Source organism: Streptomyces sp. NPDC001270 (genome assembly GCF_042896695.1).
Lineage (GTDB): Bacteria > Actinomycetota > Actinomycetes > Streptomycetales > Streptomycetaceae > Streptomyces.
The window spans coordinates 673,695-694,870 of record NZ_JBIAXM010000001.1 but is presented as its reverse complement, the minus strand read 5'-3'; the positions used below and the strand labels follow the sequence as shown (position 1 = coordinate 694,870).

Genomic DNA, 21,176 nt, shown 5'->3' with positions numbered 1-21,176 from the left:
CCGGGGAGTCCGCCTCACCCGGCCCGGCGCTGCGCCAACTGCCCAGGACCCGGACCTGGAACCGGCTCGGCTCCGCACCGGCCACCAGTTCCAGCCGCCGTGCGTCCGTGTGGACGAGCCGTCTCTGGAAGAGTTCCTGGCGGGCCAGCTCGATCTGCTCGACATAGGACTACTGCGCCCCTCGGGAAAAGGTGTCGCGCACGGTCCAGGTAGCCCGGGAAGGTCGCGCCGGGGTTGCCGGGAGCGGGGTTGCCGGGAGCGGAGTCATCGGCGGTACCGGGGTTGCCGGGGTCCTGTGGTGTGGGCACGGGCGGAGGCGACCGCATGGGGTCGTCCTGATGGTGTGAGGGTGGCCAGGGGGTCGCTGTCGGGCCGTCGCTGGTTCACCGCCGGGGCAGGGTCGAAGTGCCGTACGACGCCGCCCGGTCCGGTGATCGCGATCCGCATACCGAGGTCGGCCGCCGCCAGGGCGGCGGCGGTCTCCGTGACGGTGACCCGGCTGTCGTCCCACTGCCGCAGCAGCCGGTAGCGCTGGGCGAGGGAGAGGGCGACCTCCCCGGGGGACAGCCCTCCGGCGAGCCCGGCGTAGCCGCGCTGCTCGTCCGTCACCCGCACGTCCAGGGCATTCAGTTCGGCGAGGGTCAGCGCGCGGCCCGGCCCGGCCCAGCCGTCGGAGGCGAGGTGCGGGGCGTACTGCCCCGCGTCGGGTTCGGCGAGCCGGGACTCGACCCAGCGGTGGAACGCCTCGGCGGCGTCCGGCCGCGAGAGCAGGGCGCCCAGGCCCGGACGCTGCAAGCGGCCGAGCGCGTAGACCTTCAGCGCGTCCGCCAGGGCCCTGGGCAACCAGTCGCCGCTGTCCGGTACCTGCTGCACCGTCAGCACAGGGGCCCGCGGACCCGCGCGCAGCGCGGGGTCGTCCGACGACTGCCGCAGACCGTCCAACTGCCCCACTGTGTCGCGCAGTTGCGGGTAGAGCCCGTTCGCCGTCAGGCCGCTGCCGAAGGTCCGGACGAGTGTCTGGTGGTACAGGGCACCGGGGGCGGGGTGTACGGGTGTGGGGGACTCCGGCTCGGGGGTGTCCAGGTCCATGTCCGCCGAACCCGGGGAACCTGCCGGAGAGGCGGGGCCGGTGACATGGTTCTCGGCGCCCGGTGCGAGCACGGCGAAGGCGTCCGTCGCGTTCCCCGCGGCGGGGGTCGGTCCGGGTTCGGCCGGTGGGACGGAAGGGTCGGTCAGCGTCCAGGGTCCGGTGGTTCCGCGCGCCGGGGGGACGGGTCGCGGAGGACGGACAGGCGGAGGGACCTGTGTGGCAGCGGCGGTGCCAGGGATGTCGCCCTGCCCCTGCCCTTGGCGCCGTATGCCGAGAACGTCACGGAGCCGCTGGGCGAGTTCCCTGGCCGCCTGCCGTGACCCGTCCTCCGCCGCCAGCAGGTCGGCGACCTGCCGTACGGCGTCCTGGAACCGGTCACCGGCGTACCGGGGGTCCGCGACGGCGGGCTCGGGGCCCACCGGCAGGATCAGCCGCAGGGCCCTGTGCCAGTGCCGCGTCATCTCCTGCCGGGGGGTGTCCGGGTCGGCCGCGAGCACGCTGTTCGTGAAGTCCGCGTACGCCTGGTTCCAGATCCGGGTGGCCGCGCGGGCGGCGACGGCGTGCACCTCCTGGGGCCAGCTGCCGGTTTCCCGCATCAGCTTTCGGAGCTGGTCGACGGGCTCGTCGGCGTCGTAGATGCCCTCGGGGCCGGGGATACCCCGTCCCGAACGGTCGGCGGGGAGGTCGCCGTCCGTCACCTGCTGGGCGATCCACCGGCGTTGGGCCTCGTCCAGGGCCACGACCGGGACGGTGCGTACCGGCGGGTCCAGTCCCGCGTCCCGGTCGTCCCGCCCGTCGTTCTCCGCAGTGTCGGAGGACCGCCCGCCGCCGTCGGTACGACCGCCCTCGACGAACGGATGGTTCGCCCCCGGAATCGAAGTCGCGGCCGTCGTCGCGGTCATGGCCGTCGTGGGCGTCGTAGTCGTCGTCGCGGTCGTAGCCGCCGTAGCCGTCGGCGGCTCCGAAGACGTCACCATCGGCGTGGGCGGTGGCGGAGGCGGATACGTCGGAGCGGGTGGTGCGAGGGGCCCGGGGGGCGCCCCCGTCGGGGTGAGCGGGTGGGGCAGGACGGACAGGTAGGAGTCGCCCCGGCGGTACACGGTCGCCTCGCGGAGCGGTTCGGTGGCGTTCGGCCCGGCGCCGGAGAACCACCGGGCGCTGCCGTCCTCGTCGACCACCGTCAGGTTCACGCCGAGCGTGCGCGCGGTCACCGAGGCGGCCAGCTCAGCCGTGGCGTCGTCCCAGTGGCGGGCCCGCTGCACATGCAGCCGGACCAGGCTCAGCCGTTGAAAGGGGCTGAGCTGGTCGCGCACGGCGTCGGTCAGGCGTCCCCCGTCGGCCTCGATGGCTGTGCGCAGACCGGGGTCGCGCAGGGTGCGGAACGGGATTCTGGTTTCCAACTCACCCATGTGGAAAGCCGCGTCCGGGTCGAGGGCCGCGTCGGCGGGCAGATCCGGGCTGTGGGCGACCCGTTCGGCGAGCCGTACGTGGTTCACGGGGCGGCCGGGCAGGGCGTGGGCGACGGCGGCGTAGAAGCCGTTGCCGTTCACATCCGGCCGGTGCAGGTCGTAGACCTGGGTCCGGCCGTCGGGGGTGGTGGCGGTCAGGGTGCGGTGGTCGGTGGCGGCGTCGAAGCGTACGCCGGGTTCCTTCGGGTCCGGCTGCCAGGGCGGGCGGTCGTAGGCCGGGCGGACCCCCTGCCCGGTGTCGACCTCTTTCTTCTCGCCCTTCTTCTCGCCCTTCTTCTCGCCCTTCTTCTCGTCCTTCTTCTCGTCCTTCTTCTCGTCCTTCTTCTCGTCCTTCTTCTCGTCCTTCTTCTCGTCCTTCTTGGCGGCCGGTGACTTGTCGGCGCCGTTCGCGGGCGGCGGGGTGAAGGTGACCTCGGCCGGTTCGGGGGTGGTGCCGAGCTGCCTGCGGCCCTCCTGGGTGGCGTTGAGCTGGTGCCAGCGGGTCAGCCGGTCGGCGCCCTCGCGCACGTCGGCGTACTCGTTCGCCAGGGTCTCGGCGGTGGTGCGCGCGGTGTCCAGCCGGGTGGTGAGCGCGTTCAGCTCGGTTTGTACGGTGTTCCGGGCGTCCTGGGCGGCGGTCACCTCGGCGGCTGCCGCCCGCCGCAGGTCCGCCAGCCGGCTCTCGGCCTGTTCCAGCTGCTGGTCCTGGAGTTCGGCCCAGCCGTCGTGGGCGGGATCGGAGGACCGTGTCTCGTCCTGGAGGTGCCGTACGACGGCGCGCGCGTCGACGATCTCCGGCAGGTTCTCGGCGTTGCGGACGGTGAGCGCCGCCAGGTTCCGCTCCGCCTGCGCCAGCGCCGTCTCCAGCCGCGCTCCCTCGCCGCGGCGCAGGTCCCAGTACGCCTTGTCGGCGGCCGTCCACGCCTTGTCCGCCTTGGTGACCGCCTCCCACGCCCTGGCCACCTTCGGCGGGAAACCCGTGTCGTCGATGAGGCCGAGGTCGCGGGCGACGTCCTCACGCACCCAGGCCAGCACGGCCGTGTCGGTCTGCACCGCCTGCGGCGCCCGGCGGGTGTTGCCGAACGGGCTGCGCAGCACCCGTACCGCACCGCTGTCCTTCACGTGGTGGTGGACGGAGGCCACGCTCAGCCAGGTGGTGGGGATGGCGAAGAGGAACGAACGCGTCGTGTTCGGCTTGACGTTCACCGAGGCCAGCCGGTCACCGCCCGCGGTGAACGCGTCGGAGTCGGTCGAGGAGTCACCGGGACCGGAGGCCCCCATCTGGTTGGAGCCGGTGTCCTGCGTCGACATGAGCGGACCACCGCCCAGCGCGGACTCGGTGGTGCCGACCCGGGCGGCGGACATGCCGCCGGCCTGCGTGTGCCGTTTGGGTGCCTCGTGCTTCATCCCGTCCGTGACGGTGAGCAGTTGGGCCCCGCCGAAGTCGGGCCTGGAGTACAGGGTCAGGTCGCCGTCCGCGCCGCCGAAGAAGCCCCGGTCGGTCAGGCCCGGCACCTGGTAGCCGCCGGGGTTCAGCGTCCGGTCGTAGAACGCGGTCAGCGCCCCGTTGCCGGTGGCGTCCTCCAGGTTCTGCGCTGAGCCGGTACCGGCCCGGGTCAGCGGGGTGTCCAGCGCCCTGGCCATCAGCCGGTCGCTCGGACGGCCGGTGCGCGGCAGCTCGATCGACGCGTCGTACGCGCCCGCCAGCGCAAGGGTGTTGGCGTTGTGCAGCTGGTCCAGGCCGACGATCCGGCGGACCTTGAACCCGTCCTCGGGCAGGGTGAACGGCTTCGTACCGCCGTCACGCGGATGCCGTACGTCGTGCCAGCCGCCCGCACCCATGGCACGCGGCACATCCACCTTGCGAGGAGTACCGGGCGGGGCGAGGACCGGCGGGGCCAGCGGGTCGGCTTCCTGGGCTTCACCGTCGGCCCGGACCGGCGGATCGGGGCGCATCAGGCTGAGCGGGTAGTGCTCGATCAGGTCGCCCACCTCGCCCTCGGAGACGATGGACAACCGGCGCCGGCCCGTGGCCTTCCGCACCCACCGCCCGGCCCGCTCGCGGATGCGGTCCCTGGTGGAGGCCGTGCTGCCGACAGCGGCAGCCGTGTTGTCGGCGGTCGTCGCCGTGTTACCGGTCGCTGAAGTGGTGCCGATCGTTGCCGTGTTACCCACGATCGTTGACGTGTTACCGGTCGTCGCCGTGGCGCCGGTGTTCCTCGTGTCGCCCGGGACCCCCGTGTCCGTGATCTCCAGGGTCAGGCGGAGCCGGTAGCGGGTGACGTACTCGCCGTGGGCCTGGGTGGTCGTCGCCGTGGCGATCCGCACACCGCCCTCGGCCCGGTTCTGGGACACGTTCTGCTGGGTGGAGCCGATCTCCGAGTAGGTCGGGCCCGCCGCCCGCACCGTCTCATTACCGGTGTGCACGCCCTCCGTGATGACCGTGCCGATGCTGGCGCCCGAGGCCCGGTCGCGGCCCTCCTGGACCGTCTCCACCGCCTGCCGGTGCTCCTCCAGCTCCACACTGTGACCCAGCCCCCCGAACCCCGGACCGCCCGCCTCCGCCCCGGCCTCGGCGCGGGGCACCTGGACCGGAACCAGTTCCGCACGCGCCCTGGCCCGCCGCGAACCGATCCAGAACTGCACCGTCCCCGAACCCCACCGGCCCACACCCGCCGCCACCGACGAACCGGCACCCACCATCTCCTTGCCGATGCCCCGCACCACCCGGTCCGAGACCAGCCGCATGACGGTGTCCCGGTCCGCCTTGGACAGCCCGAGCGGCCGCAGCTTGCGGTCGAAATCAGCCAGCACCGACGCCGTGTTCAGCGAGTTCACCGGGAAACTGCCGAACGGATTGGCCGACAGCCAGGGCTGCGGCGACCAGGAACGGCCCGCGCGGCCGGAACGGCCGTCGTACAGGGGCACCCCGCCATCCGGAAGCAACCGGCCGTCGGGGCCGGCGCTCCAGCGGTCCGTCAGCAGACCCAGCCGGTAGGCGCTCTTCTCCGGAATGTGCGCCGTCCAGCCGTTGTCGATCAGCACCCGGCGCCCAGCGGTCCCCGCCAGCCGCCGCCACATATTGCTCCACCCCAGCGCCCGCTGGCCGACCGTGGAGGAAGCCGCCGCGATCTCGTGCTGGACGTCACCCGTCACCAGCACCTGACGGTTGAAGTCCTTCCGGTTGATCTCCGCGACGGCATTGCGCAGGACGGTGGACACCCGGGAACGGTCGAGCCGGTACGGGCTGACGGCCACACCGTAGGTGCCGGACACCCCGGGCCCGGCGTCATGGGAGTGCAGATACCCGAGCTGGCCGCCGAAGAACAGCGAACTGGTACGGGAGTTTCGGCCGGCGACCGGAGTGACACCACCGATCGTGGTCTCCGTGTCCACCGGAACCCCACCGGTCAGCGCGGTGATACTGTCCGGCAGGATCCGCGTGCGGTGCGCGACCACCGAGGACCGGTTCAGATACGGTGCCTTGTCCCACAGCCCCGCCACCCGCCACGCCAGCGGACTCGACGTCTGGTCGAAATTCGCCGTCAGGTACTGGCTCTGGAACGCCCGCATCACCGCGTCGTGCGAGGGAGCGCCCTCCTGCGACAGCAGCCACGAGTTCCCGGACGCCTCCTCCAGCGTCTCCTGGGTGGCCTGGAGAAGACCCGGGTCGGCGGTCACGGTCAAGGTGAGGAACGGGTGCTTCTGGTACGCCGGGACACGGCGCCGCGCCGCCTGCTCGAACAGGGTGGGGGTCGCCAGCGCCAGATCGTGGGCCACCCGGTTCGGCATGCGAAGCGGCCGGCCGTAGTGGGCGAGCCGGGGACGGGCCGGGACGGGCCTGTTCGGGATGTGCTCCGCCGGGATGCTCACCAGCACCCGTCCGGTCACCGGTGCCCGGCCCGAGCCCGGCCCGATCAGGGGGCGTTCCCGCTCGGCGAAGACGAACGGCTGGGTGCCCAGCAGGTTCAGGAAGAGGGTGCCGCGCAGCAGGCTGCGGAACCGCCAGAAGCCGCTCTGCCGGGCCGTTATGGTGAGGTCGTAGCTGTAGAGGTGCGAGCCCTTGGTGCCGATGGACATGGCCTCGTGCGTGACACTGGGGCCGTAGGAGCTGTCGGAGTCCCGCCGGACGCCGTAGCGTCCGCCCATCGACACCGTGCCCGCGTGCATCGGCATGCCGATGTTGTCGGTGGAGGTGTCGCGCACCGACACCAGGCCCTCCACGCCGACGTGCGCGCCGCGCCCGCCACTCTGCTGCCCGCCCAGGTTCTCGCTGCCCGGCGCGCTGAACCGCAGCCGCAGGTCCTTCTGGAACCCCTCGTAGCGCCGCCCGGTCAGCTGGGCGTCGATCCACACGTTCCGCAGCCCCCGGCTGACCCAGCCGGAGTCGACCAGTTGGATGGGCAGGCCGGTGGTCAGCATCGCTTCGAGGGTGCCCTCCATGCTGTGGTGCGTCAGCGTGTTGAGTACCTCCAGGGAATTGGAGACCACGATCTGGAAGTGGTCGGCGTCGCGCCAGCGAGGGTTGTCCGGGTTGAGTTCGGCGAGCGGCGCGACCAGGTCCGGGTGGACCCGGGCGACCTCGTCCAGCATCCGCTCCGCGACGTGTTCGGCGAAGGTGCGCTCCCGGCCGCCGACGGTACGGGTGGCGGAGCCGTCGGCGAAGGTGAACTCCTCCGGGCGGGCCATACCCAGGGTCGTCGGGTTGTCCTCGGCGAGATACGGCGGCGCGGCGGGCTCGGCGGTACGCAGCAGGCCGTCGTCGAGGCCGGCCAGCCGCCGGGCCTCCGTGGCGGTCATCCGCTCCACGGCCCAGGTCTCGAAGGTCCGGCTGCTGGGCAGCCGGCTCCACGTCCGCGGCGGGTTCTTGCGCAGCTTGCCCCGCCGCCCCCGCCCGTCGCCCCGCTGCGCGGGCAGCGGGGCCTTGGTGTCGGGCGGCGCGGTGACGGTGATCACCTTCTGGACGAGGTACAGCCCGGTGGGGTTGTTTTTGGCCTGTCCTGCGGACTTGAGGGCGCCGGTGCCGCCGGTCGTCGAGGTACGGCTGCGGGAACTGCCGTACCGGGCGTTGATCCCGAGCAGCACCCGCAGGTCGAACTTGCCCTGGCTCAGGCCGAAGAGGTGGAAGGCGGGCCCGAGCGCGCCGCCGATGTCGGTGTTCTTCGAGCGGCCGATCATCCGCTCGTTGCGGACCGTGGACTGCATGATGTCGCGCAGTTCGGCGGCCTTGGTCTCACTGATCCGGACCGCCTCGCCGGAGCGGACCTCCACCGAGAAGACACCGAACGGCGACTGGCCCGCCGAGTCACGGAAGAGGGGCGGTGTGGTGGTCCGGCCCGCGTTCAGCGTACGGCTCATCCGGTGGAAGCCGTCCGTGGAGAAGAAGTCGCCCAGCTGCGAGCCGGCGAAGCTGTCCGACTTGACCCCGGCCTGCTGCAACGCCCAGTCGTGGATGTGCGCCATCGGGCCGTATGCCTCGGTACCGACCAGGCGGTAGGAGGGACGGCCGCCGAGGTTCATCCGCTCGGGCAGTGGTTCGGGGAGCGCGGTGTCATGGGTGAGGCTGTCGGCGAGCCGGGCCCCCACACCGTCCCGGACGGCGAAGCCGAAGCCGACCGCGCGCCTGCTGCCCGCCGGGACGTGCGTGCCGGTGTCGTCCACCGGCCGGCCCAGCCGGTCGGTGACCGTGGCCTCGTACCAGACGTCCCCCAGGTGGGGGTGGGACCCGTCGGTGGTGCGGGTCTCGCTCTGGTTCACCACCTGGTTCTGCATGTTGTACTGCGCCCGCTTGCCCCATGCCTTGCGGATGTGGACCCGCCCCCACACATGGAACTTCTCCTTGGCGGGCCCCAGCGGCACGGAGGGCAGCAGCGAGGTGGAGGTGCTGTTGACGGCGGCCCGGCCGGTGGTGCTGGTGAACCGCTGCATGGTGTCCACCTTGACCGGGTTCGCGTAACCGAACGTGAACCGGCTCCAGTTCCCGTACGGCCGGGCCCGCACCGTGACCACCCGGGTACGGCCGCCCGTGGTGCGGTAGGTGAACCGGTGTCCGTCGCCGAAGAAGCCGCGCGGATTGCGCGCCAGCCGCAGCTGTATGTCCTCCTGGAGGCTCCGCGGGGTGGTGCCCCGCCGCTTCTTGGGCGCGGCGGGCGCCACCTTCCCCGGAAGCCGGCCGACGATCTCCGCCGCGACCTGGTCGCCGCCGCGCAGTTCGGGGTCGCTCTGGCCGAGGGTGTAGGAGCGGCGCAGGACGTCGGGGGACAGCCCGGGAAGCAGGGCGGCGACGCCGCCCATGTAGGCGGGCAGCCGGGTCCCGTCGGTGAACCGCACCGGTCCGCCGCCGTCCAGGGGTGCGGCCGGCAGGTCCCGGTCGATGCGCGGCGGCCTGCGCCGGTCCAGGTCGTGGCCGACCCAGGCGGGCGGCCGGCTGCCGCCGGGCCGTACGGTCGCCGGGCCCGGCACGGGCGGCAGTGTGGGGGGAACGGGGGGCGCCGGGACGTCCTCGGGCACGGTGGTCAGCGGGGTGCCGCCCCGGTGTGCGCGAGGTGGCGAGTCAGGGCGGGAACGGCTGACGCGGGGGGTGGCGCCCGGCCGCCTACCGGTGGGGGGCGTGGTACCCGACGACGTACCGACGGACGTCGTCGGTGTGGTGGAGGTGACGGTACTCGCCAAGGGGGCCGGGGAGGGCGAGTTCTGTGGGTGCGTGTGGTCGGAGGCGCCGCCACGTCCCTGGGGCGGCTGCAACCCGGCGATCAGGTGCGCGATGGCCTCGCCCCGGTCGTGGGCAATCCGGCTCTGCTGCCAGCGGGGCAGCCGGTCGTGGTACGCGGCGACCTCTTCCGCGGTCGCCGGCTCGCGTTCCGGCCGCATCCTGGGCAGCAGGGTGTTCACCCGCGCCAGCACGGCCGGGTCCCAGCGGGGGCCCTGCCGCACCTCCTCCGGCTCGGTCACGGGCGCGGGCCCGATGGCGTCGATCTCGTCGAGGGTGCCCCCTGCCGGCCGAGGGCGCGGCGACACGGAGCCCTGTGCTGTCACCGGTCCGGTCACGGATTCGGTCGACGGAAGCACCGGTACCGGCACCGCGGGCGCGGGCCGCACCGGCGCCGTGACCGCGGGCGGGGGCGGAGGCGGGGGCACGTTCACCGTGGGTGGAGGCGGCGGCACCGCGGGCGGCGTCGGCGGGGGCGGCACGTCCGCCGGCACATCTGTCCGCACGTCCGTCCGCACGTCCGTCCGCCGGGTGGTACCGGTCACCTCGGGAGCGGGTGGGAGGGCTTCGGTGGTGCGGAAGAGGAGGTCGCCGACGAGCCAGCGCCGACGGCCGTCCGGCCCCTGGAACTCCATCACGGCGAGCGCGCGGGCCCGGTGACCGGTCAGCCCGGAGCCGTCGGCGCCCTCCTTGGGCGTGCCCATGCGCAGCAGTTCACGGCGCTGGCTGGACACGCTGGAGATCTCGCCCAGGCGCCTGTTGTTCCCGAGCAGCGGGACGCTCACACTGCCCCGGTCGGTCCCGGCGGCGTTCACCGGCGAGCCGGTGAAGGTCAGGGAGGCGCCCATGCCGCCGTCGGCCTGGCTGAGGAAGCCGTCCACGGACAGCTCGACCCGGTCGATCGCGACGTCCTTGCCGGTGGTCTCGGGACGCGGGGAGAACAGGCTGATCTTGAGCAGCGTGCCATTGCCGCCCGGTCCTCCGAGGAACGGCCCGGCGTGGGCGGACGTCAGCACGGTCAGCCGGTTCGAGGCGACCAGTTCGGTCAGGCGCAGCAGTCGGCCCTCGGCCGAGCGGGAGGTGCCCGAGCCCAGAGGCTGGGTCAGGGACGGGTCCACCTCGCGCAGTGCCTGGCCCACCTTGGCCAGTCCTTGGGGACCGCCGAAGTCGAAGATGTGGAACGCGCGGGACGGCACCCACTGCGGACCGGCCAGCAACTGCCGTACGTCGGCTGGGACTTGGTCCTCGTCGATCTGGAGGGCGAGCCCGTTCCCGTCCGGTGTCGGGCCCGGACGCAGGGTCGGGTCGAAGTCGTACAGGACGGGCTGGACGGAGTGGGCCCGTTTGCCGCCGTCGACCGGGGTCTCGTTCGCGTCGAAGCGCAGGCTCGCCGACGCCGCGACCGAACCGCTGATCCGGCTGACCGGGCTCGGGAGCCGCTTGAGTTCCGGGAGCAGTTCCAGGATGCGGGTGGCCCGCCCCATCCACAGCAGACCCTGGCCGACGCCGCTCGCCGCCCTGTCCACCAGCTTGACCAGCATCGCCTCTTCCAGCGGCCGGGACGTGACCTCGTATTCAAGGACGTAGCGGACGCCGTTGAACTCGGCGCTGTTGCCGGTGCGTTTCCAGGTGCGCAGCTCGCGGGCGGAGGACTGGGTGTCGAGGGTGGAGCGGCTGCTGGTCAGGTTCAGCTGGGGCACGGCCTGGTTGCCACGGACCTGCCCGGCCGGCTGGAAGGCCAGCGTGTGACTGCGGCTCTTGCCGGTACTCACACTGGTCGCACCGGGCTTCCTCAACGCGGCGCCGTCACCGCTGGAACGCCCGAAGACGTTGTCCACACCCGAGTTGGGGTCGACCATCCGGCCGCGCTGGGCGTCCAGGTCGGTGTCGTCCGCGGGCCTGGCCCGCAGCACGACCTCCACCAGCCGCGGCCCCGCCCAGGAGCGGTGCACGAAGTGGAAGGCGACACCGTCCTCGGGCCCCGGCCCGGCGTTCGGCAGAGTACGCATGCCCAGCGTGCTGGTGTGCTCGCTGATCCTGCTCAGCACGTAGGGCAGGTAGCCGGAGTGGCCCGGCACGCTGATCCCGGGGGACCCCTTCTCCACCGCGGCGAGCACAGCGTTGTGGAACGCCTTCCTGCCGCCCCGCGCATGCATCTCGGTGACCGCGCCGCCGCCCATCGCGCCGCGGCCGTCGATGTACCAGGACGGCAGCCTCCGCTCCAGCGGCCGCTCCTCCTTGGGCGCTGCCGGGACTCCCGGGATGTTCCGCAGATCGGGGTGGTTGCGCAGGTCGTTGTCGACGAGCAGGAACTCCACCGCGTCGGGCACCTCGACCACTCGCTTGCGCTCCAGATACGGCCCGGGACGCAGGGTGCCGACGAAGACGTTGTTCAGACCACGGCGGACGGTGACGACGTAGACCGCCTTCGCGGTGAACCGGTGCACCAGCGTGGTGTCCTCGGTCGTGACCCGGAACGCGCCCGTGTTGTCGTTGACCGTCTCGCTTTCCGTGGTCGACGTGTCGTACTGGTGACGGCCCGCCGGGTTGGCCGACCGGCGCGTGGTCCCGAACCGTCCGCCCACCCTGCTCGTGAACGTGTGCCCGGAGGTGACCGACTCGGTGGTCTTGAAGTTGTCGGTGGACTGCAACCACCGTTCGGAGTCCATCTTCGGCGGCTGCGGCATCAGCTTGATGTCGGTGAGATAGCCCTCCACCGACACGATCACATCGGTTCCGGCCGCCCCACCGGGCGTGCCGCCGCCCTCGATCTCGTGCGAGTCCCGGAAGATCCGCAGCGAGTGCGCCGTCATGTGCTGCGGGGACAGCGCCAACCGATGCACCTGCTCCGACGGCGCCGCCCCGTCCGTGACCGGCTCGCCCACCGCGAGATGCTTGACGAACCGCCACGTCGGCGCCGCCCCGGACCACTCGGCCACCCACCGCCCCCCGGCCCAGGCGGCCTGCGAGCCGAGATCGGCCAGCATCCCCTTCCACGAGGAGGCGTTCGGATCGAGTGGTGCGCCGGGGCGTTCGGGGTCGGTGCCCTGCGCGTCCCGCTCGGGGTCCTGCACGTCCGGCGCGGTGTCCGCAGCCTCGCGTACGGTGTCCGGCGCATCCTGCGCGGTGTCCGGCTCGTCGTCCCCCTCCACCCAGGCACCGGGCACCTGCGGCATCGGCGCCGCCCGAGCCCTGCGCTCCAGCTCGGCCACTTCCTCGTCCAGCCCGGCCAAGCTGTCATGGACGACGGCCTTCAGCACCTTGCTGCCCTCGACGCGGTCCGCCCACCACGTCTCCGGCGGACGCAGCACACCGTTCTGATACGTGTGCCCGTCCTCCGGACCCGCCAGCCCGGCCGTGTCCTCCTCCGTCAGATCCCGCACGATCACCCGCTGCGGGGACGTGCCGGCAGCCGGCGGCTCCTTCAGCGTGCGGTACGTCGGCACCGCCATCCGCACCGCACCGTCCGCCTCCGACGCCGCCAGCCCCTCCTCGCCCGGGCCGACGGTGATCCCCACCCGGTGCGTGACCGGAACGCGGAAGACCTGCGCACCGTCCTCGGTGGGGCTCAGCGCATAACTCTCGTGCCCGGTACCCGAAGCCGCCCCGTGGGTCTTCGTCTTCCACCAGCGGTACGCGTACCCGCCACCCGCCTGGTTGAGCGGCTGGTTCACGCTCGGGCTGTCGAGCGGGTTGCTGGCCGCCCCGTCGACGGCGGCGCTCATGGCCGCCGGGGTCGAGCTGAACTGCTCCTCCCCCGCGACCGACGCACCCGAGTAGTTCAGCGTCTGCACATCCGGCAGCACCCGCTCGTGCACCACACCGTCATGGGGGTTCGGCCCGGGATACCGGCGCTCGACGACATGGTTGAGCGTGGCCCGCCGCGGGCCCTTCGCCGTGGGCAGCTCGAACGTGGTGTCCGCGCCGCCCTCGATCGCCTCCTCCAGCTCGGCACGCGACCCCAACTGCTCCCGGATCCGGTCCAGTTTCTGCTGGTTCAGCAGCCGCGCCGCCCGTATCTCATCCGCCACCAGCGGATCCAGCCACTCCGCCACCCCCGAGCGCGGGGGCAGATAACCCTTGTCCCGCAGCCACTCCTCGGCCTCGGCGAGCAGCGGCTCGGCACCGGTGACCTCCAACGGCGTCGTCGACACCGCCAGCGACCGCATCTCCGACAGATGCGAGGGCAGATACCGGCGCTCGGCCTCACTGGGCTCGTGCCCCAGCGTCGCCAGCGACGGCACCTTCATCGTCACCGCATACCGCCGCGCCGGATCGGCCAGCGGCGTACCCGGCGCCGGACCCAGTGCCTCCCCCGCCGGACGGACCAGGCTGACCCTCAGCTTCGCCCGCGCGCCCACCTGGAAGAACGGCTTGGCCGCGCGCAGCGAGTGCACGATGCGCGCACTGCCGCCGCCCGTCAGGGTGTGCACGAACCGGTGCTGCACGCCCGCCTCGGCGGTCACGGAACCACCCAGGCCCGCCACCCCCGTCCGGGGGTCCATATCACCGCCGAGGACGAACGACAGCCCCGGGATCGGCACGTTGATCCCCAGCGAGTTGGTCACCGACGAACTGCCCTGCACCTTCACCGACCGCAGGACATACGACTCCACCACCGCGTTCTGGGTCGTCGGCCCCGTCACCTCGGCGTCGTCGTCGAAGTCCATGCCCAGCTTCAGGTACCCGATCACCGAGCCCGAGGAGTTCTTCAGCAGCGGCGCGGGCGTGGATCCGGTCCACGTCATCGGCAGCTGCGCCCGGTTGTTGCCCTCGGTGAAGTACTCCAGCAGCGCCTCCTTCGACTTGTCCGACAGATCCCCCAGGCTGTCCTTGAACGAGGCCATCACGTCCGCGAACAGCTGATCGTGGTCGGGGATGCCGATCGGCCCGTTCAGCGGGAACTCGGTCCGCAGCCGACCCATCGGCGCGGGCACGGTCGCCGGGTCCGCCGGGTCCTGCTGCGGCAGCGCGGTCGCCTCCGCCAGGTGCTTGGGGAACCACACCACCAGCCTGTCCGGCGCGGACCCCTCCGCCGGCTCCCAGCCGTCCTCGGGTATCCGGCCCGCCAGCAGCTCCGCCGTGGCATCACCCCGCCGCAGCTCCCAGTTCATCCGGTACGCGTACGGGAACGTCCGCTCCCGGCTGCGCACGATGACCATGGGCTGGACGACGTGCCCCATCGTCGTCTGGGTGCTCACCTCGTTGTAGACGATGTTCGCCTTCGGACCGGCGGCGACCTGACGGAGCTTGCCCTTGTTGCTGTTGAAGGTGTGGGTATAGGCCACCGAGCCCGGCCGCAGCCCGCTCTCCGCCGCGGTGTCGTCCGTCTCCGCGATCCCGAAACCCCAGCGCTGCACCGTCACCGGCGGACCGCCGTCCGGCATCAGATCCATCCCCGGATCCGCCTTGCCCTCCACGGCCAGGGACCGCCGCAGCGAGACCGGATACCACGACCCCTTGTACGCCACCTTCAACTGCAGACCGGACCGGCTGGCCAACTGCGTACGCTTGTCCGTCAGCAGACGCTGGGTGAGCACCTTCTCCACATCGGCGTGGAACTGCGCATCCGGCTCGTTGTCCCCCTCCACCACCCGGAACACCTGCTGCCGCAGCCACTCCACCGTCTTCTGCGGCACCTCGCCGGCGAACGCCTGTTCCGTCTCACCGTCCCACCGGGTGCCGTAATGCCGTACCGGGTCGCTCAGCTCGGCGTACTCCAACTGCTCCTGCACGAGATCGTTGAAGTCCGAGAACCCCGCCAGCGCCTCGTCCGACAACCCGCCGGGCTGCTGGACCGGCGGCACGCCCTGCTGCACGGGCGGCAGCGGCACCGTGGAATCCGCCGCGGGCGGTACCGGTTCCTGCACCGGCGGCACAGGCTGCTGAACCATCGGCACGGGCTGCTGCACCGGCGGCCCGTTCTGCTCCACGGCCGGTACCTGCGGCCCGGAGGACTGTGTGACCGGCGGCGCGACCGGAGGCGGCACCTTGCCGGCCGTCTTCACCTTGCCGGCCGTCTTCACCTTGCCGGTCGTCTTCACCTGGACCGGCACCACCGGGACGCCCAGCCGCTCGGCGAACAGTGCGGCAACATTGTCCAGCCAGCGGACCGGGTCCGCGGGATCAAGGATCTTGCGAATCTCAGCGCTCATGTACCGGCCGGACTTGTCGTTGACCGACCACGAGTTGAGATTCGCGTCCCAGAGGAACTCACCGGAGATCCGTGCCCGGCCGGGCACGGTCTCCTTGTTCTGGTCGAACCGGAAGGCAAGGCTGGTATGGCCGAGACCGTCGATACGGGCCCGCAGTCCGTCAGCGGTCAGATCCGGTTCGGTGCGCTGCACACCGGTCAGCAGCACATCGAACTCTTCCCGGGTGAGCACCACGCTCACCTTCTCGCTGCCCAGAATGATGTCGCCCTGCTCGGTGACCGTGTACAGCCACGCAGCGCGCTTGTCCGAGATCAGCAACGCCGGATCGATGTCCTCGAAACGGCTGTACAGCGGATTGGGACGCACCCTCTTGCTGACGGGGAACAGTTCCTCGTCCTTGACCCTCTTCGGTTCCAGGGCATCGCCGAATCTGTGGTCGAGATCGGCCTGTCGTTCCACCAGATCATGGAAATCCTGGACGTAGCTCTCCGGCTCCGGCGTCTGAGGGGTCCGGGGTGCCGGCGGCGTGGATGCCGGCAGCGCAGGAGCCGGTGCAGGAACCGGGGTGGTGTCCGTGGAGGCGGAGGTGGAGGTGGTGGGGATCGGCGCGGGAAGGTCGACCAGCTCCACCACCTCCGTCTCCGGAGCGGACGACGACGAGGTGGGCATGATCGTGCCGGTGCCGCGCGCGCCACCACGGAGGCGGGGACGCAGACCGAGATCGTGCCGGAGGCGGTCGGCCAGGTGCACCGCCGCGGGCCGCCCGCCGCCCGTCACGAGCACGTCGGCGACCTGCCGTACGGCGTCCCGGTAGGGGTCCGTGGCATGCCGGGAGTCGGCGAGCACCGGGTGCAGTTCCAGCGGCAGGACCAGTGCCGCGGCGGTGTCCCACGCGCGGGAGGGATCCTGGGCCGGGTTCCCGTTCGTACGGTCCGGCACGGAGTTCGCGAAGTCCGTGTACGACTCCTGCCACAGCCGCCGTGTCGCGTTGGCCGCGATGACATCGAGCGCCGGCTGCCATGGTCCGGGACGCAGCATGAGCAGCCGGGCCTGCTCGTCGGGGGAGAGCCCGCTGCTCCGCAGGGGAAGCTGAGCGCGTTCGTCGCCGAGCATCGTCGCCTGGGCCCGCAGGTCGTCGCTGACCGGTATCCGAGCGGCATCCAGATCCTCAAGACTGAATGCACCGCTGGTGTCGAGAGAGGGCAGGCCGGCGGTGAGATCCTCGGCCGACACCCGCTGGGCGATCCACCGACGCTGGCCCTCGTCACGGGAGACCGTCGGGACGACGGGCGACCGACCGTCCGGGACGGGGGCGTTCGGGTCGACGCCGAGGTCCCGCAGTCGGTCCTCGATCCCCGCCAGCTCCGCTCGGGCGCGCTCGGCATCGGCGATGGACCGCGTGAGTTCGTCGGCGTCGCGGCTGCTTCCCGCGGTCTCCGTACGGTGCCGCAGTTCCGTGACCGTGTGGACGGAGTCCGCGAACGCACGTACCGCGACGGCGTGTTCGTCGCGCAGGACGGCGATCCGGTCGTCGGCGGTGGTGCCGACGGGCTCGCCACCCGCGATGCGGACATGCCCGTCGGCCTCGTCGGCCTCCGGTGCGCGGGACTTGCCCTTGATTGCCGGGGACATGTTCGAGTCCGGGGTCGGAGACTGCCTCAGGTCCCGACTCTGGTGCTGGTGCTGGTGCTGGCCCGGCCCCTGGCCCCGGCTCTCGTCCTGGCCCGGCCCCTGGTCGGTCTGTGGACCCTGGGGCGATCCGGAGGAGGTTGTCGGAACGTTTATGCGGGGCGTTTCGCCACCGACCGTGGGCTGGCGGCCGTTGACGGTGTCCGTGGTGACTCCGCCCGGGTTCCGGCCGGTCACGGGCGGCTGGTGGATCTGGCCCGGCCCCTGGTTCTGGACCGCGTGGTGACCACGTCCTCGTCGGGCGTCGCCGCGGCCCGGCGGTCGGCCTGCGCGGAGGCCGGGCCGCGCCGCATGGAGGTCCTGCCGACCCGGGGTCCCGGACTGGACCGCTCGCGCTCCGAGGGGGACTCGCCGCCGCCGCGCATGCCGCCCTTCGGCGGCATCATCGGGCTTCCGCCGCCGTTCCCGTTCGGCTGGAGCGCCGTCACGTCGTCGAACATGCCGTTGCGGGAGGGCATCGTGTAGCCGGTGAACGATTCGACGGCTCTGGCCCAGTGATCGGCTTCGTCGGCCATGGGGGGACTCCCGGGTGAGGACCGGTGGGTGTGGGGTGGGGGGAGAGAAGCGGCGGGAGACGGGTGTGTTACTTGTCCTTGCCGCCCTTGTCCCCGTTGTCGCCGCCGGAACCGCCGCTGTCGCCGCCGCCCGTCCCGCCCGTGAAGCCGGAGTCGGACAGGACCTCGGAGAACTTGCCGCCGTCGATGCCGCCCAGGTTGTCGCCCTGGGGCGTGAGCAGCTTCTCGACCGTCGTGACCAGGCCGTCGTGGATCTCGTCGAAGGTGTCCGCGATGAACGTCGTCAGATCCCCGTCGATGAACCTCTGGATGGACTGCTTGTCCAGGCGACTGAAGTCCGCCATCGATGTTCCCTCCTCACGGATGTGTCCCCGGTGCCTCGGCGGCGGCTCACCCTGTGTGCCGCGTGTGCCCTGTGTGCCCTGTATGCCCTGTGTGCCGCGTGTGCCGTCGTGGTACCGCCCCGGCCGACGGTGCCCTGCTGCTGCCGGAGGCGGCGCCAGCACGGCACACGGTCAGCTGCCGATGGACACCTCGGACCAGAACTGGCTCAGGTTCTGCTCCGTGTACCGGTAGGTGTCGGAGACGTCGGTCAGCAGGTTCGCGTGCGAGTTCAGCAGCTGCTGCATGGTGATGACAGCGTTGTCCTACTCCGCCTGCTTCTGCTCGTAGACCGCCGCGTCATCGCCGTACCAGGTCTGCTTGAGCTCGTTGAGCCCTGGGCCTTGCCGTGCTCCACCAGGCTCGTGTTCAGCCTGTCGGTCATGTCCTGGAGGTTGAGGATCCTGACCACCTGGTCGTCCCACTGGCCGAGCAGCCTGCCGTAGGCGCCGCCGTCCGAACCCTGGTAGGAGCTCGACAGGTTGTTCTTGGTGCCCTCGACGTTTTGGAGGATGCGCTGGATGCCGCCGTACGCCAGCTCCAGCGACCGGATCCCGTTACGGGTGGACGTCTCCGGTGACTGCTGCGCGCCGGTCTCGCTCACGTTCCCTCTTCTCTGCTCCGCGACGGCGTCACTGGCGACTCCCCGGCCGGCCGAACCGGCGCGCGCCGGACGGGCGGTGTGGCGCTTGCTGGTTCAGGTACCGACGCGGAGATCCGGAGGAGCGCATGACGCAATTCCCGACCACATTGGTTACTCATCCAAGCGTAAAGAACACCAATTTGACTGTGCAACAGTTCTGGCAACTTGACATACAAGCATTAATGCGCACGCCGCATTCGTTCATCTTCCCGTCATGTTCTGGTATCACTGCGAACACGTTTAACGGGGAAAAGGGGCCTGCGGAAAGGGAAGTCGGGGTCACTCCGGCCGCTCGGACGACTCGGCCCCCACGGGCCGCTCCGGCGCATGCGACGCGCCCGGTGCCTGCCTCCCCGTCGCCGAGGCGCCGCAGCCCTCGTCGGTCGGCACCGTGCGTGCACCCGCGGCGGAGGATGGCCGCCACCCGCCAGGAGTCGGTGGTGGACGGGGATATCAGGCCGAAGACGAAGGCTCCGGCCTACACCAGCAGCGCGACGATGATGCCGATGGCCAGGCCGCGGTTGGTGCGGCCGACGGGGCTCTCCGGCGCGTCCAGATCGGTGCGCAGCAGCCCCGAGGTCAGCCGCCCCATGACGAACATGTGCGCCTGGATCTGCTCGCGTCTGTTCTGCACGTCTTGCTCCCTACAGGGGTTGGGCGGGCCGGGGTCGGAGTCGGAGTTCCAGGGGCACGGGCGGCATCGGCCTCACCCGGCGGACGGAGCATGCGCGGCCGTGGTCGGACGGCGCCGCACAGGGGCGCGGGGAACGGCGCGGCCGGCCACGACGCCGTCGCGGACGCCCGGCGACGGATCCCCCGTCCGGCACGGCGCCCGGCGGCGGGGCGGCGTCACACCTCCAGCGCCCGCAGGTAGCCGTACACGCCGAGGATCCACAGCGCCAGCGGGAGCAGGCTGACCGCGGCGGCGGAGTGCAGCAGTTCGGCGGCCCGGCCCCAGTACGGCACCAGCCGCCGCCCCGGCACCGTCCTGGAGGCGATGGCGCACGCCGCCGTCGTCGCGAACAGCCCGACGATCAGCGCCGGCCGCGTGCCGGGCGGGACAGCGAGGGCACCGGCCACCACCAGGCCGGCCACGCCGAGCACGCCGGGGCCGATCAGCGCGAGCCGCTGCCAGAAGCTGCCCATGCCGCGGCCGTGCAGCAGCAGGAGCAGGGAGAGTCCGGCGGCCATGCCGCCGCCGGGCCGGCCGAACGGCTCGACCAGGGCGGCGAGGCAGGCCGTGCAGAGCAGTCCGACGGACCCGAACAGCGCGGTCATCCACACGTCGGCGATCGTGGTACGGGCGGCCGCGTCGGCGCCGGCATGCGGGTCGATGCCCTGCTGGAGTTGCTGGGCGTTGGTCGGCAGCGGCGGGGTGCGCATCCCTGAGAGCCGGAAGGACGGCGCGGGCGTGAACGCCCCGAACAACACAATGACCAGGGTGCTCACGGCGGCCGCCTGCTGCGGGCCCAGGTCGATCAGCACCAGCAGCAGCCCGCCGAGCGCGCCGCCCACCGCGATCGCGGCCATGGCCAGGAACAGCGGGGTGAAGGCCGCCACCACGGCGAGCGCGAGTACCGCGCCGCCCGCCGCCGCGGCGGACGCGGCCAGCAGCCGGGCGCCGAGGACCTGATGGGCCTGGTCGCCGTCGAAGGCTCCGCCGGGCAGCAGCCGGCCCGCGTGCGTCCAGTACACGGTGGCCGGGACGCCCAGCGCGGCGCCGGCCCCGGCGTCGCCGACGGCCCGGGCGGCCGAGGCGGCCGAGGCGGCCCCGGCGAGCATCAGCAGCCCGCCGCCGAAGAGGATGCCGATGCGCAGCCAGAGGTCCAGGCCCGGCAGGGCGAGCAGCACCATCCCGGTGACCAGCGCGGACGTCGCGAGGCCGATCAGTACGCGTCGGCTGACCGTCGGGGTCCGGGCGAACGGACGCCGGTCCATGGTGGTGGCGATGCCGTCGACCAGGTGGTCGAAGTGCGGCTCGGGCAGCGCCTCGGCGCGCGGCCTGAGGTGGAGGGTCTCGCCGTCGCGGACCCCGGCCTCGTCGAGCGTCGCCTCCCCGTCCAGGGGTGCGCCGCCTAGCCGTTGGAGGATCCAGCCGCCGTGTTCGAGACCGGCCTCCTGGGTCTCCTCGCCCGCGTAGTCGAGCAGCGCGGGCAGCAGGTCGGCCACCGGTATGTCACCGGGTACGGCCAGGTCCATGGATTTCTGGGGCGCTCGTACCGTGATCCGGCACAGGTGTGCCACCGTACTGTCGGTCAAGGCTCGCTCGTCTCTCCGAGTGCCGGGCGGTGGGGGCCTTCAGGCAGTGAGGATTGAAGAAAACCTGGTGGCAGTGGGAGCGCCGGGAGGGACGCGCGAGACCGGCGTCCGGAATCGGACGGCTGTACCCTGCAAAACCATTTCCGGTCCCGTCCGGGTGGCCCGTTCCCCGGCGCCTTCCGCCGAAAAGACCGGCCCCGGCCGCGAGTTGCCGCACCGGAGGGCTTTACAGTTCTGCTGCCGGAGGCGCCCCCGTTCCGTCGCCGTTTCCGACGCCGTCCGTCCGG

At 72.0% G+C, this 21,176-nt stretch carries 5 protein-coding genes and 1 pseudogene; all 6 read right to left on the bottom strand.

Annotation, left to right across the window (positions count from 1 at the left end):
• Positions 1-264: 264 nt before the first annotated feature.
• The gene (locus ACFY2B_RS03125) at positions 265-17,034 is read right to left on the bottom strand and encodes a hypothetical protein (protein ID WP_390761366.1); all 16,770 of its coding nucleotides are present in this window, start codon (positions 17,032-17,034) and stop codon (positions 265-267) included.
• Positions 17,035-17,264: 230 nt separating this feature from the next.
• Positions 17,265-17,606 (bottom strand): hypothetical protein, encoded by a 342-nt coding sequence (locus ACFY2B_RS03120; protein WP_390761365.1) that lies wholly within the window; start codon positions 17,604-17,606, stop codon positions 17,265-17,267.
• A gap of 68 nt (positions 17,607-17,674) precedes the next feature.
• Positions 17,675-17,950, bottom strand: coding sequence for a hypothetical protein (locus tag ACFY2B_RS03115; protein ID WP_390761364.1), 276 nt, complete (start codon positions 17,948-17,950; stop codon positions 17,675-17,677).
• Between the two features lie 269 nt (positions 17,951-18,219).
• Entirely contained in the window at positions 18,220-18,591 is a 372-nt protein-coding gene (locus tag ACFY2B_RS03110; protein WP_390761363.1) for a hypothetical protein, read from the bottom strand.
• A 520-nt stretch (positions 18,592-19,111) separates the two neighbouring features.
• Positions 19,112-19,264: pseudogene (locus ACFY2B_RS03105) on the bottom strand (type VII secretion protein EccB); the annotation flags it as partial.
• A gap of 215 nt (positions 19,265-19,479) precedes the next feature.
• A complete protein-coding gene (gene eccD, locus ACFY2B_RS03100; RefSeq protein ID WP_390761362.1) occupies positions 19,480-20,889 on the bottom strand; it encodes a type VII secretion integral membrane protein EccD in 1,410 nt (469 codons plus the stop codon).
• Between the last annotated feature and the right edge of the window lie 287 nt (positions 20,890-21,176).

What these genes read in the sequence shown, in the direction of transcription:
- ACFY2B_RS03120 (WP_390761365.1), bottom strand. Translation starts at nt 17,606, where the DNA reads ATGGCCGACGAAGCCGATCACTGGGCCAGAGCCGTCGAATCGTTCACC.
- ACFY2B_RS03125 (WP_390761366.1), bottom strand. Translation starts at nt 17,034, where the DNA reads ATGTCCCCGGCAATCAAGGGCAAGTCCCGCGCACCGGAGGCCGACGAG.
- ACFY2B_RS03115 (WP_390761364.1), bottom strand. Translation starts at nt 17,950, where the DNA reads ATGGCGGACTTCAGTCGCCTGGACAAGCAGTCCATCCAGAGGTTCATC.